The organism is Arthrobacter sp. T572, assembly GCF_056780115.1.
Map to the genome: position 1 here is coordinate 3,708,737 of NZ_JBRAZQ010000002.1, position 23,852 is coordinate 3,732,588.

Genomic DNA, 23,852 nt, shown 5'->3' on the forward strand with positions numbered 1-23,852 from the left:
CCACGGTCCGAATACAAACAGTGACCTCAGCCTATCCGCCCGCCCGTGGTGGAGGGCGCCACTAAGCTTGGAACATGACTTCACCTGCCCCTACGGTCCTTGTTTTCCTGGATCCGGCCCTCCCCAACGGCCGCGTCGCCGACTCCAGCCAGCCCCAGCTCATGGCAACGGACCTCGGTGCCACCCGTGGTGATGGCGTGTTCGAGTCGCTACTGGCCGTCCAGGGCAAGCCGCGCAAAGTGCAGGCGCACCTGAACCGGCTGGGCAGCTCGGCCGCGGCGTTGGACCTCGCCGTTCCGGAGCAGGATGCCTGGCGCAGGGCCATCGACACTGCCATCACCGAGTTCCGTTCCGCCCACCCCGCGCCTACTCCCGAAGAAGACGAAGTCGTCGTCAAGCTCCTGGTGACCCGGGGCGTGGAAGGTGCAGCCAGCCCCACGTGCTGGGTCCAGGCTTCGCCTTCACCCGCGGGCAGCCGCCGGCAGCGGGAGACGGGTATCGACGTCGTACTTCTGGACCGGGGCTTCGACACCGAAGCCGGCGAGCGCGCACCCTGGCTACTGCTGGGCGCCAAGACGCTCTCCTATGCCGTGAACATGGCCGCGCTGCGCTATGCGCACAAGCAGGGTGCCGATGACGCCATCTTCACCTCCACAGACGGGCGCGTCCTGGAGGGGCCGACGTCCACTGTGCTGTTGGCCCACCTGGAAACAGTCGACGACGGCGAAGGTTCAGTCCGCACGGTGCGTCGCCTGATCACTCCCCAACTGGACAGCGGCATCCTTCCGGGCACGTCGCAAGGCGCGCTTTTCGCGGCCGCCAAAGCTGCCGGCTGGGAGCTTGGCTACGGCCCGCTGGTTCCGCAGGACCTTTTTGACGCCGACGCCGTGTGGCTGATTTCGAGCATTCGCCTGATCGCACCGGTGAACCACATCAACGGCCACGAGATCGGATCACCAGCCGTCCGCAAGCAGCTCACGGCTGAACTCAACGAGTTGTTCGCCGGCATCGAGTAATCCTTGCAGAAGCTCCGCTTGGAACTTAGCAGGTCGAAAGCAGAGTAATTGCTCGCATGACTTGCAGATAAGGAAATCTTAGTCTCGCTCAGGGTGCCCGCCCGTCTATGCGAGGGGTTTCTTATCCTCCTTGAAATGGGTGTTTGTCGTGTGATGAATCTTGTCTTCGTGTTAGTTGGATCACTCCAACGGCACGGCACTTCCAAGACTTTGCTGTCTACTTCCCGGAGGGAACATGGGACACAGCTCCCCACTCAAAGCCGAGGTATCGGCACCTGAGGCGCAGCCTGAAGAGGGCGCCTCATCAGGCCTCCGCCGGTCCATGGAGGCCCGGCACCTGGTCATGATCGCCATGGGAGGCGTCATTGGTTCAGGCCTGTTCGTCAGCTCGGGCTACACCATCGCCACCGCCGGCCCGCTCGGCGCAGTCATCGCATTCCTGATCGGCGCCGTGGTGGTCTATCTGGTGATGGCGTGCCTGGGGGAACTCGCCGTCGCATTCCCCGTTTCAGGGGCATTCCACATCTATGCTGCCCGCACCATCGGGCCGGCCACCGGCTTTGCCACGGCCTGGTTGTATTGGCTCTGCTGGGCGGTGGCCCTGGGGTCGGAGTTCACAGCGGCCGGCCTGCTCATGCAGCGGTGGTTCCCGGGCGTTGACGTTTGGATCTGGTGCTTCGTCTTCGCCACGGTCCTGTTCACCCTCAATGCCATCTCATCGCGTGTCTTCGGTGAATCGGAGTTCTGGTTCGCACTGATCAAGGTCGCCGCCGTCGTCGGCCTGATCATCCTGGGCGGCGCTGCCCTGCTGGGCTTCCACCCCCTCGCCGAGGGCGGCTACCCGTCGCTGACCGAGAACTTCTCCACGGATGCAGGGCTGTTCCCCAACGGCTTCACGGGTGTCTTCGTGACCTGCCTGGCGGTCTTCTACGCGTTCTCCGGCTCGGAGCTGATCGGCGTCGCCGCCGGCGAAACAGCCAACCCGGGCGCGAACATCCCCAAGGCCATGCGGACCACTGTCATCCGGCTCATGATCTTCTTCGTCGGGGCGATCACGGTTATCGCCGCCACCATCCCCTACGAGAAAGTGAGCGTGGATGAGAGCCCGTTCGTCACGGTGTTCTCCATGCTGGGCATCCCGTTCGCGGCGGACATCATGAACTTCGTGATCATCACCGCGCTGCTGTCAGCCGGTAACTGCGGCCTGTTCTCCTGCGCGCGCATGCTGTTCTCGCTGGCCGACGAAGGCCACGCCCCCAAGGCCTTCAAGAAGCTCACCAAGCGCGGAATCCCTCTCGTGGCGCTCTGTGTGAGCATGCTCGGTGGCCTTGCCTCCCTGGTCAGCAGCATCGTGGCACCCGCCACCGTTTACCTGGTGCTGGTCTCCATAGCCGGTTTCGCCACGGTGGGTGTGTGGATGTCCATCGTGGCCTCGCACTTCGTGTACCGGCGAACTTTTGTCCGCAACGGCGGTGATCTTGCATCGCTCCCCTACCGGGCGCCGCTGTTCCCGCTGGTTCCGATCCTTGCGTTCGCGCTCTGCGTGGTGTCCCTCATAGGTATCGCCTTCGATCCCAACCAGGTGGCTGCGTTGTTGTTCGGCATTCCGTTCGTGGGTGCCTGCTATGCGTTCTTCCACTTCAAGTACGGACGACGGCGGAAGCTTGCCTCGCCTGCCACGGAAAAGGTTTCACCCTAGGGGGTGTGCCGCCACCACCAACTTTGAGCCGACGGACACCCAACACGCCGGGAAAATCCTGGCCTCGAGCTGGCTGTGGGCCCAAAGAAGGTGGTGGCGGTACGCCCCAGGCGTGCTTGGACTACTTCCTGGCCGCCCGGACGGGGTGCTCACTCAGGATGGAGAGGCGGTTGAAGGCGTTGATGCCGATCGCCGCCATGCAGATCACGCTGATCTGGGCATCCGTGTAATGCAGCCGGGCTTTTTCGAAGAGTTCAAAGGTGGGCCGCGACGTGCTCATGCGGGTGATCTGCTCTGCGATCTCCATGGCGGCGACCTCGTAGGGCTCGAACAGTTGGACTTCACGGTAGACGGGCACCAAGGACAGACGCTGCTCGGTCTCGCCGTATTTCAGCGCCCGGCGGTGATGCAGGTCCAGGCAAAAGGCACAGCCGTTGATTTGGGAGCACAGATAATTGATGAGCTCCAGGGTCCGGCGGGGGACCCCAAGCCTGTCCGCCTCGTCCACCAGTTGCTGGGAGTAGTGGCTCAGCGTTGAGTACAGTTCGGGCTGCTGTTTGTCCAGATAACCGGCAAGGCGGTGCGCTGGTTCCTGTTCGGGCATACGTGGAGCTTAACGCACCGAGGATCACTCGCCGGGGGCGGGGATGTCCGCCGTGAGGCGAATGCCGTTCTCTGCCAGCCAGACAGGGTTGAAGGCTTTGCTGAGGTAGTTGGTTCCGGCGTCGGGAGCAATCGCCACCACCACCGACCCCCTTGGTGCGGCCCGCGCGACACGGAGGGCTGCGGCCACGATGAGCCCCGACGACGGACCCAGCGCAAGCCCCTCTTCATCCAGGAGCCGGTGGACGGTGGTGTACACCTCATCATTGGGGATCCGCAGGAACCGGTCCACGATCGACCGGTCGAAAATCTTGGGCCATTCCGCTTCAGGCCAGGAGTTGCCGACGCCGTCCACCAGGATGTTACCGGGATGCCCGCCGCTGTAGGCCGAGCCATGGGGATCTGCCGCGACCACTTCCACGTGGCCTCCCGGCCGTTCGGCAGCCACGCGCTCCTTCAGGTACCGGCCGTTGCCGCTGATGGTCCCGCCGGTACCAATTCCGGCTACAAAGTGAGTCACAAGCCCGCCCGTCTGTTCCCAGATTTCGGGCCCGGTGGTGCGGTAGTGGACCAAGGGGTTGGCGGGATTGTCGAACTGCATTGGACGCCAGGCCCCGGGGGTCTCCGCAGTGATGCGCGCCGCTACCGCCCGGGCGTTCTCCGGCGACTCGGACGGCGCGTTCCAATCGGTGATCACCACGCGCGCCCCGTAGCTGTGCAGGGCGTCGAGTTTCTCCTGCGAGATGGAGTCGCCGGTGACAACCACCACCGGGTGCCCGGTCAGCTGGCCGATCAGGGCAAGCCCGATCCCCGTGTTTCCCGAGGTGCTCTCAACAATCGTGGCCCCGGGCTGCAGCTCCCCGGATTCCTCGGCGGCACGGACCATGCTCAAAGCGGTCCGGTCCTTGATGGAGCCGCCGGGGTTTTCGGATTCTAGTTTGACGTGGATGCTGCTGCCCAGACCCCTGCCCAGTGACTCCAAGGCCACCAGCGGCGTGTGGCCCACTTTGTCCAGGATGGAGGCCTCGAGCCCGTCGGTATGGGCCGGCCCGGCTGCTTCCGTGGTCACTGTGCCTCCCCTTCCTCCCGGACCAGCAGGGCATGCCGCGCCCTTTCCACCAGTACGGAAGCGGGCGGCCGGTCTGCCAGGATGTCGGCCAGGCAGCCCACGACGGCGGCAGTCCCCTTTCCGAGCGGCTGCGCGGCATCCGCTTCGAGCAGCAGGTAGGAGCCGGTGAGTGCTTCGATCGCCAGGAGTTTTTCGGCCGCTTCCAGAGATTTTTCCAACTGCTGCAGCGCCAAGGGAGCCAGCGTGGAGTGGTCCTCGATATCGGCGGAAAGGGTTGGAGCGCCCAGGGTTGCCGGGGCTGCAAGGAACTTGAGTTCGGCGAGCAAGCCGGCGGCCGAGTACCACAGCAGTCCGGGCAGTTCCTCCTGCGCCAAGCCCGACCCGCCCGACGCGGCAGCCAAATGCCTGGCCCGGATGGTGCGTTGCGGCGGGTACAGTTTGGCGATCCGGCGCTCACTGGAAATGCCCACATGTGCCAGGGCCAGCCTGAGCGATTCAAAGGAGAGCGCCAGTTGCATCGGTTGGAAGTTGCCACCCGAGACCATGAGTCCGGACCCGACGTCAGCCAGTGGGTTGTCGCTCCGGCCGTTGAGTTCCACCTCCAGCGCCCGCTCGAACTGTTGGACCAGATCGCGGAAAGCTCCATGGGTTTGCGGTGCCGCACGGAAGGACAAGGCATCCTGCACGGACACCTCGGGGCGGGCGCGCTCCAACCAACCACCGCTCAACAGGCGCCGGACAGCCTCCGCGGACAGCCGCTGGCCGTCTACCGCCTTGGCCGCCTGGATCGGCGGCGAAAAAGGGCTGAGGTTCCCGCCGCCGTCGTACCTTGCAATGGACTCAAGCGAGAGGGAAAGCGCGACGTCGGCCAGCCCGGCCAGGCGTTGCAGCCTCACCAGGGCGAGGGTTCCGGCGCCCACGGAGTAGGAGTTGGCACTGACCAGCGCCAGGGCCTCGCCGGGAGCGAGGACCAGCGGTTGGAGTCCGGCGTCGGCGAGCGCCTTGGCGCCCGGAACCACGGCGCCCGAGGGGTCGAGGGCTTCCCCCTCCCCGATTGCGACCGCGGCGACGGCGGCAAGCTGGGTGAGGTCGGATGACCCCACCGATCCTTCGCGCGGGATGGCGGGATGGATGCCGCTGTTGAGCAGGTCGGCGTAGAACCGGGCTGTTTCGGGGCGGACGCCCGAGCCGCCGCGGCTGAATCCGATGAGCCGGGCAAGGATCACGGCACGGGCGGCGGCCCGGTCCAGGTAGGCGCCGACCCCGCTGTTGTGGTAGCGGACCACTTGGACCTGGTACGCCAGGATGGACTTTTCCTCCACAGCCGTGTCGCGCCCGGATCCCAGCAGGGTGTTGAGTCCGTAGACACGCTGTCCCGATGCGGCGGCTTTCTCCACCACGTCCCTGGACTGCTGAATCAAGGTCAACGCTTCACGGTTGAGTTCCACGTGAAACGTCGGATCGGCCGCTGCCTCCGCCACCTCGGGAGCGCTCACGGCGGAGGTGCCGATGACCAGTGTCTTCCCAGGCCCGGGCATCGTCAGAAGTCCAGGAGGTTTTGCCGGAAGCCACCGTTTCCGTAACTGGTCCTCAAGACACCGCGGCGGCGCAGCTCGGGAGTGAGCTTGTCCAGGACGCCATGCACGGTCACGGGATCCACGAAGCCGGAAAACAGGAAGCCATCACCGCCCACTGCCTCGCCTGTTTCCTGCAGATAGTCCGCGATTTCCGCGGCTGTACCGATGATGGAGTCCCCGGCGCCGCCGCTTCGGGCCTGGAGGATCTGGCGCAGCGTGGAGCCTGGAGGTGCTGCCTTGGAGAAGTGCTCCAGGGTGCCTTGGTTGCTGTTGGTGGTGAGCTCGGGCAAGGGTGCGTCGAGGTCGAACTGCTTGAAATCAATGACGGAAAGGTAGGAGATCGAGTTGAGCTGGCTGTCGATGTCCCGCTGCGTCAGCTCCCTGCGTTGGGCGCGCAGGTCCTCGGCCTCTGCCGTAGATCCCACCACGGTGGGCTTGAGGACGAAAAGTACCTTGACATGGTCGGGGTTCCTGCCCGCCTTGGCGGCCTCAGCCCGGATGGAGTCCCGGTAGGCCTTCATGCCGTCCACGCCGCGGGCCAGGGCGATCGCCACATCGGCGTGGCCTCCGGCGAAGGCCTTGCCCCGGGGCGAGGCGCCCGCCTGCACCAGCACCGGCTCTTCCGGCAGCGGCGCTGTGTTGAGCGGACCGCGGACCTTGAAGAATTCGCCGTCGTGGTTGATCGGGTGAACTTTGGTGTGGTCGGCAAACCGACCGGCCTCAACGTCCTCCAGCACGGCGTCCGGTTCCCAGCTCCGCCACAGCCGCCTGACGACGTCGACGAATTCCTCCGCTTTTTCGTACCGGAGGTCATGTTCGATCTGCTGGTCAAGGCCATAGTTCCGCGCGGCGAGGTCGCTGCCGGAGGTGACCACGTTCCATCCCAGTTGGCCCTCGGAGAAATGCTGGAGTGTGGCCAGCAGCCGCGCCGCGGTGAAGGGCGGGTAGAAGGACGCGCTGACCGTCGGGACAATCCCGAGGTGCTCCGTGGCGGAGAGCAGGTACGGGACCAGGGCAAGCGGATCATGTTTGGGGGCGAAAGAGGCATGGGCAAGGGATACTTCCGCGGTGCCGCCGTACGTATCCGGGACTGTGAGGGAATCCTCGATGATGAACAGGTCCAGGCCGGATCTCTCGAAGGCACGCACGGCCTCCTGGTACAACGCGGGTTTCTTCCAGTCGTAACCCAGGCTGTACCCCGGAGTTCCCCACCCCTGGACTCCGAAGCCGTGTCCCACGAACCAACCAAAATGAAGCATGGGCTTGAGTGTAGAACTGCTGTGTCCGTTCACCGCGACCTGATTTCATGCGAAGTTACAGGGGGTCGTACTGCGTCAATTATGCTCCCGTGGCGTCACATGTGAAGTGCCTGCAGCACGGCCCGGCTTCCGGAAAACGGCAGGGTCCGGAATGATCTCTGTATGAGTGCGCCCACGTTCGCCCGATCTGTGAGGGACCGGTTGTTGGGCGCCTGGGCACTGAAGGGCTACAAGCGGGAATGGCTGCGGCATGACCTGATTGCCGGCGCAGCACTGTTTGCCCTGTTGGTCCCTGCGGGCATGGCTTACGCGCAGGCGGCAGGACTCCCGCCTGTCACCGGTCTTTACGCAACGGTCGTCCCCCTGCTGGTATACGCAATCGTGGGTCCTTCCAGGATCCTGGTGCTGGGCCCTGATTCTGCCCTGGCACCCTTGATCGCGGCAGCCATCATGCCTTTGGCCATGGGCAGCAGCGAGAAATCCGTGGCACTTGCGGGCCTGCTGGCCTTGCTCGTCGGCGGCATCATGCTCGTGGGTTCAGTCCTCCGCCTGGGGACCATCACCGGCCTGCTCTCAAAACCCATCCGTTTGGGCTACCTCAACGGGCTTGCCCTGTACGTGGGGTTGTCCCAGGTTCCCGCCTTCCTGGGGATTGAGGCAGAAGGCGACTCGATCTGGGAGAAATTGGCCGGCGCCTACACCCAGGTCATGGACGGAGGCACCAACCTTGCCGCCGTCGCCCTCGGACTGGGCTCGCTGGCACTGATCTGGATTCCGCGCCGCCTGAAATGGAAGGTTCCCGGAGTCCTGCTGGCCGTGGTCGCTTCCTGCCTGGCCACGGCTTTCCTGGACCTGGGCGATACCGTCAAGGTAACAGGGGCGCTCCCCCAGGGCCTGCCGGCTCCAGCGCTTGGTGGCATCACGTGGGGCGACGCCCTTGCCCTGGTCCCGGCGGCGGCCGGCATCGCCCTCATGGCGTTCGCTGACACCGGAGTACTGTCCCAGTCCCTGGCAGCGAAAGAAGGGAAGAGGATCTCCGGCAACAGGGAGATGGCTGCCTTGGGTGCAGCCAACGCAGCAACGGGTGTCCTGGGTGGCTTTCCCATCTGCGGCAGCAGTTCCCGGACACCTGTTGCGGTGGATGCCGGGGCAAAGTCCCAACTCACGGGTGCCGTGGGAGCGGCCTTGGTGCTCGCCTTCATGCTCCTGGCGCCCGGAGTCACCGAATTCCTGCCGTCGGCCACCTTGGCGGCCGTGGTGATCGCCGCCGCGGTCGCCCTGGCCGATCCCGCGGGAGTGCGGCGCCTGCTGCGCATGAGCCGCAGCGAATCCGTGGTCATGCTGGCGGCGTTCCTTGGAGTGCTCCTGGTTGGCGTGCTGCAGGGAATCCTCGTGGCCATCGCCCTGGCCCTCCTTGATTTTGTGCGGCGGGCATGGAATCCCTACCGTACGGAGCTCGGCGCCCAGGAGGGCCGCCCCGGATACCACGACCTCGCACGCCACCCGGAAGGCGACAGGATCCCCGGGCTCCTGATCCTCCGGTTCGATGCACCCCTCTTCTTCGGGAACGGGCAGGTCCTGGCCACTTTCGTCCGGGAAGAACTGGACGAGGCCGAGGACCACATCACGCACGTCATCCTCGCTGCCGAGCCCATCACCGGGATCGACACCACAGCCCTGGACGACCTTGTCACGCTGGACGAATGGTTGGCCCAACGGGGCGTGGACCTCGTGTTCGCCGAGCTGAAGGGTCCGGTCAAGGACAAGCTGGTCCAGCTGGGCACGGCTGCCCGCTTCACTCCTGACCACTTCTATTCGACAGTTGGTGCGGCGGTCCGTGAACTGGCCGGACAGGACCACAAGTAGGCACCGGTTACGCAACATGACGGCTGCCATGCCCGCAACAAATGCAGGTGAACGTCCACGGATGTTACGTTTTTCTTGAGTAATGAGCACCAGCGTTAAGCCCTGACTTGCTGGTCGGCAACCCTCTCCCGCGGCGGGGTGCCTCAGGTGACTACTCGGCGTATCGACACTTCGAACTGCAAGCGTGACTGAGGAGCACCACGAATGCCAGAACCCACTGACGACAAACTCGCCTACCGCCTGATCACGGGCCCGGATACCCGCGAATTCTGCGAGCGCATCAGCAACGCCCTCGCCGAAGGCTATGTGCTGCACGGCAGCCCGTCCGCAACCTTCAACGGCACGGACGTGATTGTGGCGCAAGCCATCGTCCTGCCCGCCGCGATCGCAAGTGCGGATGCCGCCGTCGCGAACGCCGTGGACCAACTGGAAAACGACGAAGACGAAGAAGCATTCGAGGGACACGCATGAGCTACGCAGGTGACCTGACCCCGCAGGATGCGTGGGCCAAGCTTAAGGACGGCGCCATCCTGGTTGATGTCCGGACCGAGGGCGAATGGGCCCACATCGGCATCCCTGACACCAAGGCCACGGAGAATGATCCCCTGTTCATCCAGTGGAACCTCGCCGGCGGCATCCCGAATCCGACCTTCATCGACGACCTGAAGCAGCAGGCTCCCGAGGCTGACGGCGTTGAACTGCTGTTCATCTGCCGTTCGGGCCAGCGCTCCATCTCCGCCGCCATCGCCGCAACGCAGGCCGGATTCACGTCCTACAACGTCCTGGAAGGCTTCGAGGGCGAACCTGACCGTTACGGGGAACGCACCGTCAACGGCTGGAAGAACCGTGGCCTGCCCACCAACCTGGGGACCGACTAAAAGTGACTTTCAATCCTGACGCCGCCGGCTGGAGCGCTGACACCCAGGCCGTCCGCGGTGGACTCGACCGTACCAACTTCCAGGAAACCGCCGAGCCGGTGTTCCTCAATTCCGGCTTCGTCTACGAATCCGCTGCAGCAGCAGAACGGGCGTTCACCGGCGAAGACGAACGCTTTGTCTACTCGCGCTACGGCAACCCGTCCGTGGCCACGTTCCAGGAACGGCTGCGGCTCCTTGAAGGAACCGAGGCCTGCTTTGCCACGGCGTCCGGCATGTCTGCAGTCTTCACCGCACTGGGCGCACTGCTGGCAGCCGGCGACCGCGTGGTTGCCGCCCGTTCACTCTTCGGTTCCTGCTTTGTGATCCTGAACGAAATCCTGCCGCGTTGGGGCGTGGAAACAGTGTTCGTCGACGGCCCGGACCTGGACCAGTGGCGCGCGGCGCTCTCCGAGCCGACCACGGCCGTCTTCTTCGAGTCACCGTCCAACCCGATGCAGGAAATCGTGGACATCGCTGCCGTCAGCGAACTGGCACATGCCGCCGGGGCGACTGTGGTCGTCGACAATGTCTTTGCCACTCCCCTGCTGCAACGCTGCGGTGAGCTGGGCGCCGATGTGATCGTCTACTCGGGCACCAAGCACATCGATGGCCAAGGCCGCGTGATGGGTGGAGCGATCCTGGGCACCAAGGAGTTCATTGACGGCCCCGTCAAGCAGCTCATGCGGCATACCGGACCGTCGCTGTCCGCCTTCAACGCCTGGGTCCTCACCAAGGGCCTTGAAACCATCGGGCTGCGCGTGAACCACAGCTCCGCATCGGCTTTGAAAATCGCCGAATGGCTCGAGCAGCAGCCGGCCATCAACTGGGTCAAGTACCCGTTGCTTAAGTCCCACCCGCAGTATGAGCTCGCCACCAAGCAGATGAAAGCCGGCGGCACCGTACTGACGTTCGAACTGTCACCGTCCTCCGGGCGGAGCGCCAAGGAAGCCGCCTTTGCGTTGCTGGACGGCCTGCGGGTCATCGACATTTCCAACAACCTGGGCGACGCCAAGTCCCTCATCACGCACCCTGCCACCACCACCCACCGGGCCATGGGACCGGAGGGACGGGCCGCCATTGGACTGTCCGACGGCGTGGTCCGGTTGTCCGTTGGATTGGAAGACGTGGACGACCTGATTTTGGATCTGGAAAAGGCGCTCAAGCAGGTCTAACCTTCATGCCATGAGCGGGAACCGCCCTTATCGCCGTGCCGGAGCAGTCATTGTTTCCGGTACGGCGGTTTGGTTCCTGGGGATCTCCCCGGTCCAGCGGGTGTACCTCACCGCTGATGCTGCGGAGCGGCTTCGCATGCTGCTGGCGGAAGAAGGCCGTTGGATCACCGGGGGGGGTGGCCGGAGCGTACCTGATGACGTGGGAAGAACCGGCCGAAGAGCGCCCCTAAGCTCTCCGGACCCTGGTCAACAGCGGCGCCGGTTCCTTGTGCGCGTCGGTTGAGGTGCCGCGGGTGGTGACTTTCACGGCATGCCCGACGACGGCGGTCAGGACTTCCGTGGTGGGCGGGGTTCCCGGAGAGCCGGCACCGGCGGAACGGGTGCTGAACCGGTCCGCTGCTGCGCGCTGTTCCTGAGCCCCGTTGCCCCGCTCAAGGATGTCGGCAATGCCTGCCTTGACCAGTTCCAGCTCCCCTTGGTCGTCCAGGACCGGGCTGAGGTAGTCCACCAGGGCCCACACAACGTCCGCGGCAGGCTGGGGACGGAAGTCGCCGAAGTCCAGGAGGTCCCCGCGGAGACCGGTGTTGCTCGCTTGCCAGCTGGCCATCCTGAGCAGGGCCGTGGGCACCGAGGCGGGATCCACGCCGTCGAGCATTTCCAAGGTCGCCGTCTCCACCAAGGCGCGCACCAACACGGCAATGAGCGCCGCGTCTTCGGCGCGGAGGCACACGTCGGCGACCCGGATCTCCACGGTGGGATGGTTGCGGGAGATGCGGGCATCAAAGTAGATCATGCCCTCATCCAAGATGACGCCGGTTTCCAGCAACCGCTTGACCATCCGCCGGTAGGCGGTCAGCGAACCGAACACCGCTGACGGACCGGACGTCGGCCAGCGGTTCCAGGCCTGGGTCCGGAAGCTGTCGAAGCCGCTGTGCTGGCCGCGCCAATACGGGGAATTGGCGCTGATCGCCGTCAGCACGGCCAGTTTGTCCCGGATATGGTCCAGGACCACCACGCCCTCTTCCGGCGACTCCACGGAGGTGTGCACGTGGAAACCGCAGGTCAGTTGCTCATGGGCCGTGAGCCCAAAGCGTTCCAGCATCTCGGCGAACCGGGGATCGGGCGTGGTGTGCGTCCCGGACTCCAGGGGCGAGGTGGCCAGGGCGGCAATACGGGCGTCGTGTTTCCTGGCGGCCTGGTTGGCCATGTTGCGCCCACGCCGGATCTGCGGAAGAAGCTCGGCGTAGGTATGGCATGGCCGGGTTTGCGTTTCGATCTGTTCGAGCTTGAACTCGTGGCTCAGGCCCAGGCCCGGCTCCACGGGATCAGTTCCCGCCAGCAGTGCGTCCGCGAGGGCCAGCGGCGCTCCCGTCACAGGATCGACGATGAGCAACTCTTCCTCAACCCCGAAAGTCCGCATGCTTCATTCTGCCCTTAGCTATCCTGGTGCGCACCCCCTGCCGCCGTCCGCCCCCAATGGACCGGGCGCGGATGGCGGAAACGGGTGCGCCCAGGCGTACGTGGGGCGCGAATGGCGGAAACGGGTGCGCTGCCTTAGTCCTGGAAGTACTCCACCTTGGCCCCGATGGTGTTGAGCCGCTCGGCCAGGTCCTCGTAACCACGTTCGATGACGTAGATGTTGCGCAGCTCGGAGGTTCCGCGCGCGGCGAGCATGGCCAGCAACAGGCACGCAGCCGGGCGCAGGGCCGGCGGGCAGCCGACCTCAGCGGCGCGCCACTTGGTGGGGCCGTTCACGTAGATCCGGTGCGGGTCAAGGAGCTGCACCTGGGCGCCGAGCTTGTTGAGCTCTGTCAGGTAGATGGCGCGGTTCTCGTAGACCCAGTCATGGATCATGGTCTGGCCTTCCGCGTTACCGGCGATCACGGCGAAGAAGGGCAGGTTGTCGATGTTCAGGCCCGGGAACGGCATGGGGTGGATCTTGTCCTGCGGAGCGCGCAGAACAGACGGTTTGGTGGTGACATCCACCAACCGGGTCCTGCCGTTGCGTGCCATGTATTCGCCGGACACCACCAGTTCCTGGCCCATCTGCTGGAGGGTCGCGAGTTCGATCTCCATGAACTCGATGGGTACCCGGCGGATGGTGACTTCGGAATTGGTCACAATGCCCGCGGTGATGAGGCTCATGGCCTCGATGGGGTCTTCTGACGGGAAGTATTCAATGTCCACGTCGATGCTGGAACGGCCGGTGATGCGCAGGGTGGTGGTTCCGATGCCCTGGATTTCCACCCCCAGGCCCTGCAGGTAGAAGCAGAGGTCCTGGACCATGTAGTTGGGGCTGGCGTTGCGGATGACGGTGGTGCCCTCGCGGTGGGCCGCGGCCATGATGGCGTTCTCGGTGACGGTGTCGCCGCGTTCGGTCAGGACGAAGGAGCGGTCCTGCCCATCGGCCGGCGGCGCAGCCACGGAGTAGAAGCCGGATTTCGCCTCGACGGACAGGCCGAACTCACGCAGGGCCTGCATGTGCGGTTCCACGGTGCGTGTGCCGAGGTCGCAGCCTCCGGCGTACGGCAGGAGGTAGTCGTTGGTCTGGTCGAGCAAAGGGCCCAGCAGCATGATGACGCTGCGGGTACGGCGGGCAGCGTCGACGTCCATGAGGTCCAGGTTCAGGTTCTCGGGGCGGCGGATGCGGAGGTCGCTGCCGTTGAGCCAGGTGCATTCGACGCCGATCGACGTGAGCACTTCCACGATCCGGTTGACTTCCTCGATCCGGGCCAGGCGCCGCAAGGTGGTGGTGCCACGGTTGATCAGGCTTGCGCACAGGAGTGCCACACCGGCGTTCTTGCTGCTGTTGACATCCACTTCCCCGGAGAGCGTGCGGCCGCCTTCCACCCGGAGGTGGGTCATCTGGGGCTTTCCGACTTTCACGATCGGTCGTCCAAAAATAGCCTCGATTCGTTCGATCATGCGGAGGCTGAGGTTCTGTTTGCCCTGTTCCATCCGGGCGATGGCACTCTGGCTGGTTCCCAGCTCCGAGGCCAGTTGCCCCTGCGTCCAGCCTTTGTCGCTGCGCGCGTTGCGGAGCAGGAGGCCTACGTGTTCGGCGGTAGGTTGCGTCATACTCAAGAAATATCACAAATGAGTTAGAAGTGGTGGACATTCCGCGATTCTTGCGGTTAAGGTCACGCCGTACCCGAACGGTGCGATATGTCAAGCACGACGGCGGCGCTTCCGTTAGTCAGCCACGGTACCCGGGGCGGGTGGCTTGGTTGCGGGAAGAACTCCCCATTGCGTTCCAGCCAGTCACTGGACCAGCATGGACAGCACGGTTCAAGGGGGGAACATGCCTTTTTACGGCGCAGACATCAATCAGCTCAAGACACTGTCCAAGGCTCTGGCAAAGGGAGCCGATCTCCTGGCTTCGAAGGCCCGGGAGCTGGATTCGGTCATCGGGCAGGGCGGCCACTGGCAGGGCCAGGATGCCAAGCGGTTTGCCGGGGAATGGCAGTCGAGCCTCCGCCCCTTGCTGGTCAAGACCTCCCTCGGCATTCAGGCGGCGTCCACAGCGGTGCTCACCAACGCGGAAGAACAGTCCACGGCGTCGACAGGCAATAGCGGTATCCCCGCCGGAAGCCAAGGCAGTGGCAGCATCTCCACGGCAGCTTCTCCGGCCAACCCAGGAATGCCCACCCCTGAAGAGATCCTTGAGAAATACCAGGTCAGCGACGCCGAGACCACCCGCTGGCCAGGAGACTGGGACCCGCTGCGCCTGGTGGTGGACCAGCGCGAAGTCACCAGGAAAGAGGCCGAACTGCTCAATGGCCTGGGACCCTTGGAGATGAACGCGTTCAAAGGCATCCACGACGACGCCTTCAGCGTTGCGGACGAGCGTTTCCCCAGCGAGGATCGGAACGATGACCAGAACGACGCCTTCCGCCACGCCTACTGGAATGCCCTGATGGTGCAGGAGTTCGGGGCCGCCTGGGCCGAGGACTACGCGACGGCCCATGAGCAACTTCCCGGCAACCCGGCACCCCGTGAGGCCATGGACCTGTACAACAACGAGGTAGGCCGGAACATCGCCATCGCCCACCCGGACGCCGGCGCGGAGGAGCTGGCCGACCTTGTGGAGGAAGCCGTCCGCAACGGCGACACGGTGGTGGTGGGACAGGACCTCCTGCCGCACCCTTCCAACGAGGTCCCCATGGACCAGACAGGCGACGCCGGCAACGCACCGCCGGCTCCGGGCGAGGATCCCGAGTTCAACGACGAGTCGAGGACCACGTCGTGAGGCTTCTGATGGGACCGGCAGCAGGACTACGACGCCGGTCGCCGGCAACCACCGCCATGGCAGCCCTCGCCGGGCTGCTCTTAGTTGTTTTGACCTGCGCCCTGGGCGCCTGTTCACTGGGAGGTTCCGTCATGCCCGAATCCAACGAAAAGCTCAACAGCCAGGTCCTTGAGTCCGCCACCAACGGAACCGCCCTCAAGCTGGCAGACGCCACCGACTTTGACTGGGACGAGGCCGGTTTCGTCATGGAGGGCACCCCCGCCAAGGACATCGAAGCCGCGTTCGGCGAACCCCTGACCAAGGAGAACCGCTACACGGCCTCGCCGGCACTGTTCGTCTTCCTGAAGGACGGGAAAGTCACGAAGGCCGTGCGCATCATTCCGGATGCGTTTTTCGGCGAGGATGCGAAAAAGAAGTATGGCCGCGAGGTAATCCTCACGCCCCCGGATGGCGGAAAAGGCTTCTTGAACTGGCGGGAGTAGCTACGCCCGCCAGTACCCCAGCGCATCAATCCTGTGCTTGTCCACGCCCAGTACCTTCCGCAGGTGTTTGACGATGGCCCGGGTGCTGGACGCTTCGCAGGCAATCCAGAAGAAGTCCTCGGCGGCGGACACGGTATCGGCGGTCAGGGCAAGGACAACTTCCTCAACCAGAGCGTCACCGTCGCGTTTGCGCGGAACCCAGGTGACGACGTCGGACGTTGAGGCGCGCACCTCAATCGAGGGGTCGGCGTCGTGCTGGTACTCAAGCCACGCCGTCACGGGAGCGGCAGTCCCCAAGACGGCATTCCGTTCGTCCAGCAGGGAGTTGATGGCGGGAAGGGAAGCAGGGTCGCCCACTACCCAGATGCGGCGCGGCGCGGTGTCCGGAAACGCGAAGGCGCTGCCCTGGACAGTGGCCTCGATCGTGGTCCCGGGCTGCACGGAGCGTGCCCAGTCGGCAGCCAGTCCGTCGTGCATGGCAAAGTCCATGCTGAAGGTTCCCGCCACGGGGTCGGCATTGACCACGGTGTAGGCGCGCTGGTGCCCTTTGCCGGCGTCGTCGAACCACAGGCGGATCCACAGCGTGGGGTGCAGGCCAACGCTGGACAGGAGTCCTCCGTCGCGGACGTGGATGCGCAGGAAATCCGGCGTGATCTCCTGCCGCCCGGTGACATGGAGCGTGAAGTCCTTGGCGCCCATTACCTTCAGGACGACGCCTTCCCAACTGCGTTTCAAGCAATACTCCTTCACGAAGGGCGCCGATTTTGCGAACCGGACCAACCCCACCTATCTTGAACTTAAGTAAGCCTAACCTAAGCTCGAAAGCAGCCTGTGATTATGACGCCTGCCCCGACGCACCACACCGCCCCGGCAGGCGGTCCGGGCATCTACCGGGACTCCTGGGGAATCCCGCACCTTTGGGCCGGGTCCGCCGACGAGCTGGCCTACCTGCAAGGCGTGAACGCGGCAACCGACCGTTCCTGGCAGATCGAGCTGGAACGGTGGCGCTCGGAAGGGCGCACCGCGGAGATCCTTGGCCCTGACGCAGTGGCGTGGGACCGCTTCGCGCGGCAAGCCAGGCTCGATGACACAGCCAGGCGTTGCTTTGACCGCCTCGATCCGGACACCCGGCGGTGGTGCACGCAGTACGTGGCCGGGATCAACCAGGCGCTGGCCGACGATGTGCGCTCCACTCCCGAATTCGACCAGGCCGGCTGCACACCCGAACCATGGAATCCCTGGACGCCCCTGGGGGTCTTCCTGGTCCACCACATTCTGTTTTCAACGTTTCCCAACAAGTTGTTCCGTGCCCATGCGGCCCGCACGCTCGGACCGGACGCAGTGGACCTCTTCAGCATCGAGGCGCCTGTCTGGTCCGGCAGCAACGCCTGGGCAGCGCATGGTTCCACCACGTCCAGCGGCCTCCCGCTGATCGCCGGCGACCCGCACCGGCTCATGGAACTGCCCGGCGTCTACCAGCAGATCCGCTTGGCATGCCCCGAGTTCGACGCCCTGGGCTTCGCATTTCCCGGCGTTCCCGGACTGCCCCACTTCGCCCACACCGGGCACACAGCCTGGGCCATCACCAATGCCATGGCCGACTACCAGGACCTGTTCGAGGAGCAGCTCCGCCGGGTTCCTTCCCGCAAAACCGGTGGCGCCCGCGTTCTGGCGCGCAGCCCGGAAGGGTGGGAAACCGCCGTCCTCACCACGGAAAGCATCCACGTGCGCGGCGGCAGTGTTGAGACGGTGGAGGTGATCGAAACTTCCCGGGGCCCGGTCATTTCGGAAACGCCCGACGGCGGCGCGCTGGCGTTGAGGTTTCCCGCCCGGGTTGAGGGGCGGTTGGGTTTCGAGGCCCTCCTGCCGCTCCTGCGAAGCCGGACCGTCGCCGACGTCGAAGCCGCATTCGATGCCTGGGTGGAGCCCGTCAACAGCGTGGTCACCGCCGACGCAGCCGGGGACGTTCGGCATTTTGTTGCCGGCCTCGTTCCACAGCGCCACCCGGACAACCGCCGCTTCCCGGTCCCGGGGCTCTCGGCGCGGCATGCGTGGGACCGCCAGTACGTTCCCCTACCGCGCACCGAAGTGAAGAAGTTCGTTGTTTCCGCCAACGACCGGGCTGCAGGCGGAGGTGACCCCGTGGCCATGGAATTCGCTCCAGCCCACCGGGCGCGGAGAATCACGGAGCTGCTGGAGGCCGCTGGCCCGCTGTCCGTTGAAGAGATGCAGGCCATCCACACGGATACGTTGTTGGGCCCCTGGCCGCTTTTCCGCAGCCTGCTGGAGGATCTGCCCATGGCAGGGCTTTCCCCCGATGCCCATGCCCTTCGCCTCCACCTTTTGGAGTGGGACGGCCGCATGGACAGCGGGAGCCGGCAGGCAGCAGCGTTCGCGTCCTGGCGCGGTGCGCTGGTCCAGCGGATCGTGAGGCATCCTGCATTGGCCCGGCTTCACGAGGCCACCGGGTTCCCTGCGCTGTTCGGTCCCTGGCTCTCAGTGGGCTCCCGCGTAGGCTTCGCCTTGGAGACCCTCCTGGTCCGGGGAGGAGAGCTCGGAATAGCCGTACCCCTCGAAGCGGCCGCCGCGTTGGAAGAGGCCGGCACCACCACGGAGGGCTCCGCTGTGTGGGGCGACCGCCACCGGGTCCTCCCCGTCCATGTGCTCCCGGGCTCCTTGGCCGGTTCGGCGCCGGATTCACCACTCAGCGGGGATACAGGGTGCGTCCTCTGCACGGAAAGCCTGCCGGGCGTGGAAGACCGCAGCTTCCGTGGGCCCGTGGCCCGCTACGTCTGGGATCTCCAGGACCGGGACAGCAGCCGCTGGATCGTTCCGTTCGGAGCTTCCGGTTCTCCGGCTGACCCGCACTTCGCAGACCAGCTGCCCCTGTGGACTGTTGGGGAACTCGTCCCCGCGGCAACGTCCTGGGACCAACTGACCAAAGACCCCCGCTAAGACTCTCCCCATCCGCCACCAAGCCCCGAGGAAAACATGACCGCTGCCCAGGACTTTGCCACCCGAACCACCGTTTACGCCGAAGAACTCGACGGCTGGGGAGCCCTGCGGATTGTTCCGTTGGTTCCCGCCGAAGACATCGACCTCATCCATGAATGGGTCGGCCAGCCGAGGGCCAGGTTCTGGGGCATGCTGGAGAAAAGCCGGGAGGAAGTCCTGGAGATCTATGAGTTCCTGGACTCACTGGACACGCACCACGCCTTCCTGGTGGAGCTGGACGGCCAGCCCCTGGCGTTGTTCCAAACCTATGAGCCCCTGCACGATCCCGTGAGCGAGGCCTACCCGGCACGGGAAGAAGACATCGGCATGCACCTGCTGCTGGCCCCGGCCACCCGGCCGATCCCCCACTTCACGCCGCGCCTGGCCACCTCGCTCATCAAGTACATGTTCTCGCTGCCGGGCAAAGACCGGATCGTGGTGGAGCCTGACGCCCGGAACGCCAAGGCCCTGCGACGGCTTGAAGCCACCTGCTTTGAACTGGGCCCGATCGTCCAACTGGAGGAGAAGCAAGCACAGTTGGGGTTCCTTACACGGGCCGGGTTCGAGGAAATCCAGGCCCAGGAAGTTCCGGCCAGCTAAGCCCGCGTGGCGCCTCCTCTAGCGCCAGACAAAGCTCCAGGTGCCTGCTCCTACGGCTGCCACCACCGCGGTTCCGGCAATGAGGACGCCGCCCAGGAGAACCCAGGCGTCCAGCAGGGAATAGGTGGACTCACGCGCCCATGTGCGCCGGCCGCCACCAAAACCGCGGGCTTCCATGGTCACTGCCAGCCGGGAAGCCCGCCGGACAGCCTGGACCAACAGGCCGAAGCTCTGTCCCAGGGTCGCCTTCAGCCGTTGCAGGGGGCTGCCCTGCGAACCCACGCCACGGGCGCGCCTGGCCATGCCTATTGTCTGCCATTCCTCGGCCAGCAAACCCACCAAGCGCATCGCGGCCAGGGAGCCCAGCACAAACCGGTGCGGGAGCCTGGCCTTCTGCGCCAAAGCATCGGCGAGGTCGGTCGGGTCCGTGCAGGTCATCAGCAGGATCGCCGGAAGCGCGATGGCCAGCCCTCGAAGCATGAACCCGAGTCCCAGCTCCAGCGAGCCTTCGCTGATGGACCAGAGCCCGACGTCGAGCAATACAGCGCCGCTGTCAGCGGCGACGATCGCTGTGCTCCAGCCGCCAACGGCCGCGGCGATAATCAGCGGCCAGGCCCTTGACCAGAGAAGCCCGAGCGTGAGCCCGGCAAGGGGGAATAGCGCAAGCTCGGCAACCAGGGCCACGGACGCGGAGACCCAGTCGATGGACAGTGCCAGGACCAGCGAAATCAGGAAAACGGCGACGAACTTCGCCAAGGGGTTGGCCCGCGTCAACAAGGCATGGTTGCCGCTCAGGCTCAAGGTGTCCCTCATGCCGCACCCGCTTCCATTTTCCGGGACCGCTCCGCCGGGGCCAACCTGAGTTCCGCGCCGCCCAGCACGGCACTGAACTCCTCGTCGTGCGTCACCGAGACCACGGCGGTGCCTTGGTCCAGCAGTTCCGACAGGAACGACGCCAGTTCGGCCCACGTGTTCGCGTCCTGGCCGAAGGTCGGCTCGTCCAGGACCAGTACTTTGGGGTGTGCGGCGAGCACGGTCGCTACGGACAGCCGGCGCTTCTCGCCGCCGGACAGGGTGTAGGGATTCGCGTCCACCAAGTGCGTCAGCCGGAGCCGCTCCAGCAGTTCGTCGACCCGCTCCTCGCCACGGCCCACATGCCTGGGACCGAACATCAGCTCATCCAGCACCTTGCCGGTGACGAACTGGTGCTCCGGTTCCTGGAACACCGTGCCGATCCGGGAAATCAGTTGGTCCGCTTTCCACCGGAAGGGATCGATTCCGGCGCCTTCGGAAAGCTCGACGGCGGCAGACACCTTACCTGCCACCGGCGCCAAAAGTCCTGCCAGCGTCAAGGCGAACGTGGATTTTCCGGCGCCGTTGGGTCCGGTGATGGTGAGCGCCTGCCCTGCCCGGACCTGGGCACTGATGCCGTGCTGCACCGGCTGCGGCGGGATGGACCTGAAACCCTTCCTGCGTGGCTTGGCGCGGGAAACCGCCAGGTCCTGGGCCGCCACCAGCAGTTGCGCGGATTGGTTCCCGCGTTCCCTGCGGCGGGTTTCGGGAACGTACCCGGGCACCCACACGCCGGCGGCCTTGAGCAGGCTGTGCGCTTCGGCCAGAACCTGGTCCGGCGGCCCATCCAGGAGCACCCCACCGCCAGCCGAACCGGGCTGCAGGACCACGATCCTGTCCACCAGGTCCTTCCAGACGGACACCCTGTGTTCCACCACAACCAAGGTGGCACCTGTCTTGTCCAAGCATCGGCGCACGGCATCACGGACTTCCAGCACACCGGCTGGGTCCAGGTTGGCCGTCGGTTCGTCCAACAGGATCAATCCCGGTCTCATCGCCAAAATGCCTGCCAGCGCAAGCCGCTGCTTTTGGCCGCCGGAGAGCGCCGCCGTCGGGTGGTCCAACGCCAAACCGCCGCCATCAGCGGTACGCAACCCCACGTCGTCGAGCGCTTCATGAACCCGGGTCCAGATCCGGTCACGGGGCACGGCAAGGTTTTCGGCTCCGAACGCGACGTCGTCGCCAATCCGGGACAAGACCACCTGCGTTTCGGGATCCTGCTGCATCAATCCGGCGCGGCCGCGTTGTTCCCGCGGCGAAGCACCGTCCAGCAGGAGTGAACCGGTCTCGTCCGAATCATCCTCTTCCTCGCCCAGGACCCCGGCCAGCGCGTGCAGCAAGGTCGACTTGCCCGCACCGGAGGGACCCAACAGCAACACCCGCTCGCCCGGATCGATGCGGAGGTCAAGGCCCTGGATGGCAGGTGTGGTCCGGCCGGCGTGCCGCCAACCCCAGCCCTCGGCGGAGATGGCGGCAGGCCTGCCGGTGCTCGTTGCGGCCATCAGTTGAAGACGGGCTCCGAGGCGGCCTTGCGCGATGCGAAGGCGCTCAACACGCCTGTTTTGGCCAGGCCGCGGGTGGCGACCCAGGAGAGGGCGCCGGCAATGATGGCGCCGGACAACGTGCAGAACGCGATGTAGGCCAGCTTGTCCACGGCCTCGTAGGCGATGTTCCAGCCCCACGGCATGAAGGAGTCGTTGAGGCCGCAGAAGAGGCCCGCACCGGCACCGGCCAGCAGCGCCGTGGGGAGGTTGAACTTCTTGTAGCGGAACGCAGCGAACACCAGCTCGGCACCCAGGCCCTGCAGGACGCCGGAAATCAGCACGGTGGTGCCGTACTGGGAACCCATGATCAGCTCACCCGTCGCGGCCACAGCCTCGCAGAACAGCGCGGCGCCGGGTTTGCGGATGATCAGCATGCCCAGGACTGCGGGGATCATCCAGCCGCCGGCGATCAGGCCGGTCAAGGGCGGGTAGGCCGCGTTCATGGGAATGGATACGATCGCGGCGCCCTGGGACCATGCCCAGAAGATCACGCCGCCGGCGATGGCGATCAAAGCTGCCACCACGATGTCTACTACACGCCAGTTGTAACTGGTCTTCTTCACGCTTGCCGTGGTCATTTCTTTGCCTCCTGAGGTTACAGGAGGGGAAAGTGCTCCCCGGATTCCCGGCAGGCATGCGCCACCGGTGTTCCGGACACTCTGAGAAGCTCGACTCCCTTGCGCCGGTACTAACCGGATCAGGTTCGAGGGTCTGCGGCTGTCCGCACTCTCAGCGCCCTCGCGTCACCTGCATCCCTGCAGGGTTCGACGGCGGCGCTCCCCTGTCGTTATCAATCTGCCCTGATGGGCGAGGTCCAGTTTACACCCGGGTCCGTGCGTTGGCCCTCGGTGGCAGTCATAAAGGGTTGCGGTTTCTCCCGGCCCGTTTGGCGGCTTCCTCTCTCATGCACACCTGAGAGAATGACTTCATGACGGATCATCCCGGCACAGTCCCGCCTGCACCCGAACCACGGCTCGCTGCCAGCGTGATCCTGCTCAGGGACGCCGCCGACGGCCTCGAGGTCTTCGTCCAGCACCGTGTGTCCACCATGGACTTCGCCGCGGGCATGGTGGTCTTTCCCGGAGGCCGCGTGGATGCCGCGGACAGTGAAGGGTGGGACTACCCGCAGGAGTTGCTGGCAGGGCACGCCGATGCGTGGTCGGAAGCATCCATCGCCGCCAACCCGGACCAAGCCATCCGGGAAGCGGGCACCGTGCTGACTGCCGCCCTCCGCGAGGTGCAGGAGGAAGCCGGACTCACGCTTGAGCCTGCAGATCTGCGTCCGTGGGCCAACTGGGTGACCCCCGTGGACATGCCCAAGCGCTTTGACACCTACTTCTACGTCGCCAAGGCCCGTGACGGGGCAGCGCCCCAACACCAAACAACGGAAGCCTGGCAGTCGCTCTGGATGCCCGTGGCCGGCGTCCTCTCCGCTGAAGCCGAAGGCACGCTCCACCTCATGCCACCCACCTACTACCTGCTCAAGGAACTTGCGAGCCTGGGCACCGTGGATGCTGTGTGGGGCGCCCGGCACCCCGTAGTTCCCGTCCTGGCACCCCGGGGCTCCATGGCGGCCTTCCTGAAAGACAGGGAAAACCGCCGATAACGCTCCCCTTGCGCCCGGGAACGGTGCCTGGTGCACGCTGTAGGTGAGGTTAGGCTTGGGACATGAACTTCTTCTTCAAGCTGCTGGGGACCGGAGTGAGCCTCGGAGCAGGATTCGTCGGCACCAAACTGGTCAACCTGGCTTGGGAGAAGGCCACCGGCAACAAGCCGCCCGCAGGTCATGACGACCTCGAAACCAGCCTGCGCTCAGCACTGACATTCGCGCTGGTTTCGGCCTTCGTGAGCACCCTCATCCAGGTCCTAACCAGCCGCGGCACGCAGCGCGCGATCGCCCGCTTCGCCAAGACGCACGACATCGTCTGACCCGCTGCCCGGGGACAAGCCAAG

22 protein-coding genes and 2 riboswitches are annotated in these 23,852 nt (G+C 65.3%); of the genes, 12 read left to right on the plus strand and 10 right to left on the minus strand.

Features of this window, described 5'->3' with window-relative positions; all coding sequences use genetic code 11:
* Positions 1-74: 74 nt before the first annotated feature.
* Positions 75-1,016, plus strand: a complete 942-nt coding sequence (locus ACUYMZ_RS18385; protein WP_481605141.1) for an aminodeoxychorismate lyase — start codon at positions 75-77, stop codon at positions 1,014-1,016.
* Positions 1,017-1,251: 235 nt separating this feature from the next.
* Positions 1,252-2,715, plus strand: a complete 1,464-nt coding sequence (locus ACUYMZ_RS18390) for an amino acid permease (protein WP_426004366.1) — start codon at positions 1,252-1,254, stop codon at positions 2,713-2,715.
* Between the two features lie 121 nt (positions 2,716-2,836).
* On the opposite strand, the gene ACUYMZ_RS18395 is transcribed toward ACUYMZ_RS18390, so the two are convergent.
* Genes ACUYMZ_RS18395 through ACUYMZ_RS18410 form a run of 4 tightly spaced genes read right to left on the minus strand, consistent with a single transcriptional unit; the run spans position 2,837 to position 7,256 of the window.
* Positions 2,837-3,319, minus strand: coding sequence for a carboxymuconolactone decarboxylase family protein (locus ACUYMZ_RS18395; RefSeq protein WP_481605145.1), 483 nt, complete (start codon positions 3,317-3,319; stop codon positions 2,837-2,839).
* A gap of 24 nt (positions 3,320-3,343) precedes the next feature.
* A complete protein-coding gene (locus ACUYMZ_RS18400) occupies positions 3,344-4,387 on the minus strand; it encodes a PLP-dependent cysteine synthase family protein (protein ID WP_442424501.1) in 1,044 nt (347 codons plus the stop codon).
* Positions 4,384-5,925, minus strand: coding sequence for an aromatic amino acid ammonia-lyase (locus ACUYMZ_RS18405; RefSeq protein WP_481605147.1), 1,542 nt, complete (start codon positions 5,923-5,925; stop codon positions 4,384-4,386). The genes ACUYMZ_RS18400 and ACUYMZ_RS18405 overlap by 4 nt, the downstream gene beginning before the upstream one ends.
* A gap of 2 nt (positions 5,926-5,927) precedes the next feature.
* Positions 5,928-7,256, minus strand: a complete 1,329-nt coding sequence (locus ACUYMZ_RS18410) for an NtaA/DmoA family FMN-dependent monooxygenase (RefSeq protein ID WP_481605149.1) — start codon at positions 7,254-7,256, stop codon at positions 5,928-5,930.
* Positions 7,257-7,385: 129 nt separating this feature from the next.
* Between ACUYMZ_RS18410 and ACUYMZ_RS18415 the strand changes: the two genes are divergently transcribed.
* From ACUYMZ_RS18415 to ACUYMZ_RS18430, 4 genes are all read left to right on the plus strand, one after another.
* Positions 7,386-9,089, plus strand: coding sequence for a SulP family inorganic anion transporter (locus ACUYMZ_RS18415; protein WP_481605151.1), 1,704 nt, complete (start codon positions 7,386-7,388; stop codon positions 9,087-9,089).
* A 78-nt stretch (positions 9,090-9,167) separates the two neighbouring features.
* Positions 9,168-9,280: riboswitch (SAM riboswitch) on the plus strand.
* A 13-nt stretch (positions 9,281-9,293) separates the two neighbouring features.
* The gene (locus ACUYMZ_RS18420; RefSeq protein ID WP_426004373.1) at positions 9,294-9,560 is read left to right on the plus strand and encodes a DUF1737 domain-containing protein; all 267 of its coding nucleotides are present in this window, start codon (positions 9,294-9,296) and stop codon (positions 9,558-9,560) included.
* Positions 9,557-9,967, plus strand: a complete 411-nt coding sequence (locus ACUYMZ_RS18425; RefSeq protein WP_426004374.1) for a rhodanese-like domain-containing protein — start codon at positions 9,557-9,559, stop codon at positions 9,965-9,967. The genes ACUYMZ_RS18420 and ACUYMZ_RS18425 overlap by 4 nt, the downstream gene beginning before the upstream one ends.
* Before the next feature lie 2 nt (positions 9,968-9,969).
* Complete coding sequence (locus tag ACUYMZ_RS18430) at positions 9,970-11,178, plus strand: O-succinylhomoserine sulfhydrylase (RefSeq protein ID WP_481605154.1); 1,209 nt, start codon at positions 9,970-9,972, stop codon at positions 11,176-11,178.
* A gap of 226 nt (positions 11,179-11,404) precedes the next feature.
* On the opposite strand, the gene ACUYMZ_RS18435 is transcribed toward ACUYMZ_RS18430, so the two are convergent.
* Positions 11,405-12,598: a glutamate--cysteine ligase 2 gene (locus ACUYMZ_RS18435; RefSeq protein WP_481605157.1), complete on the minus strand. Its 1,194-nt coding sequence runs from the start codon at positions 12,596-12,598 to the stop codon at positions 11,405-11,407.
* A 134-nt stretch (positions 12,599-12,732) separates the two neighbouring features.
* Positions 12,733-14,256, minus strand: a complete 1,524-nt coding sequence (locus tag ACUYMZ_RS18440) for a UDP-N-acetylglucosamine 1-carboxyvinyltransferase (RefSeq protein WP_481605159.1) — start codon at positions 14,254-14,256, stop codon at positions 12,733-12,735.
* 223 nt (positions 14,257-14,479) lie between these two features.
* On the opposite strand from ACUYMZ_RS18440, the gene ACUYMZ_RS18445 reads away from it, so the two are divergent.
* Positions 14,480-15,427, plus strand: a complete 948-nt coding sequence (locus ACUYMZ_RS18445) for a DUF6973 domain-containing protein (protein ID WP_481605161.1) — start codon at positions 14,480-14,482, stop codon at positions 15,425-15,427.
* Positions 15,424-15,909, plus strand: coding sequence for a hypothetical protein (locus ACUYMZ_RS18450; protein WP_426004380.1), 486 nt, complete (start codon positions 15,424-15,426; stop codon positions 15,907-15,909). Before ACUYMZ_RS18445 ends, ACUYMZ_RS18450 begins: the two co-directional genes overlap by 4 nt.
* Here the strand turns inward: ACUYMZ_RS18450 and ACUYMZ_RS18455 are convergent, their stop codons facing one another.
* Positions 15,910-16,644, minus strand: coding sequence for a siderophore-interacting protein (locus ACUYMZ_RS18455; protein ID WP_481605163.1), 735 nt, complete (start codon positions 16,642-16,644; stop codon positions 15,910-15,912).
* A 102-nt stretch (positions 16,645-16,746) separates the two neighbouring features.
* Between ACUYMZ_RS18455 and ACUYMZ_RS18460 the strand changes: the two genes are divergently transcribed.
* Complete coding sequence (locus ACUYMZ_RS18460; protein WP_481605165.1) at positions 16,747-18,864, plus strand: penicillin acylase family protein; 2,118 nt, start codon at positions 16,747-16,749, stop codon at positions 18,862-18,864.
* A gap of 36 nt (positions 18,865-18,900) precedes the next feature.
* Entirely contained in the window at positions 18,901-19,503 is a 603-nt protein-coding gene (locus ACUYMZ_RS18465; protein WP_442424490.1) for a GNAT family N-acetyltransferase, read from the plus strand.
* Positions 19,504-19,521: 18 nt separating this feature from the next.
* Here ACUYMZ_RS18465 and ACUYMZ_RS18470 read toward each other — a convergent pair whose 3' ends face one another.
* Genes ACUYMZ_RS18470 through ACUYMZ_RS18480 form a run of 3 tightly spaced genes read right to left on the minus strand, consistent with a single transcriptional unit; the run spans position 19,522 to position 22,477 of the window.
* Positions 19,522-20,316, minus strand: coding sequence for an energy-coupling factor transporter transmembrane component T family protein (locus tag ACUYMZ_RS18470; protein ID WP_426004384.1), 795 nt, complete (start codon positions 20,314-20,316; stop codon positions 19,522-19,524).
* The gene (locus tag ACUYMZ_RS18475; RefSeq protein WP_426004386.1) at positions 20,313-21,857 is read right to left on the minus strand and encodes an ABC transporter ATP-binding protein; all 1,545 of its coding nucleotides are present in this window, start codon (positions 21,855-21,857) and stop codon (positions 20,313-20,315) included. The genes ACUYMZ_RS18470 and ACUYMZ_RS18475 overlap by 4 nt, the downstream gene beginning before the upstream one ends.
* Positions 21,857-22,477: an ECF transporter S component gene (locus tag ACUYMZ_RS18480; protein WP_426004387.1), complete on the minus strand. Its 621-nt coding sequence runs from the start codon at positions 22,475-22,477 to the stop codon at positions 21,857-21,859. Before ACUYMZ_RS18480 ends, ACUYMZ_RS18475 begins: the two co-directional genes overlap by 1 nt.
* 78 nt (positions 22,478-22,555) lie before the next feature.
* A riboswitch (TPP riboswitch) is annotated at positions 22,556-22,692 on the minus strand.
* Positions 22,693-22,827: 135 nt separating this feature from the next.
* On the opposite strand from ACUYMZ_RS18480, the gene ACUYMZ_RS18485 reads away from it, so the two are divergent.
* Both ACUYMZ_RS18485 and ACUYMZ_RS18490 read left to right on the plus strand, forming a co-directional pair.
* Positions 22,828-23,505: an NUDIX hydrolase gene (locus ACUYMZ_RS18485; RefSeq protein ID WP_481605168.1), complete on the plus strand. Its 678-nt coding sequence runs from the start codon at positions 22,828-22,830 to the stop codon at positions 23,503-23,505.
* A gap of 62 nt (positions 23,506-23,567) precedes the next feature.
* Entirely contained in the window at positions 23,568-23,828 is a 261-nt protein-coding gene (locus ACUYMZ_RS18490; protein WP_426004391.1) for a DUF4235 domain-containing protein, read from the plus strand.
* The last annotated feature ends 24 nt before the right edge of the window (positions 23,829-23,852 follow it).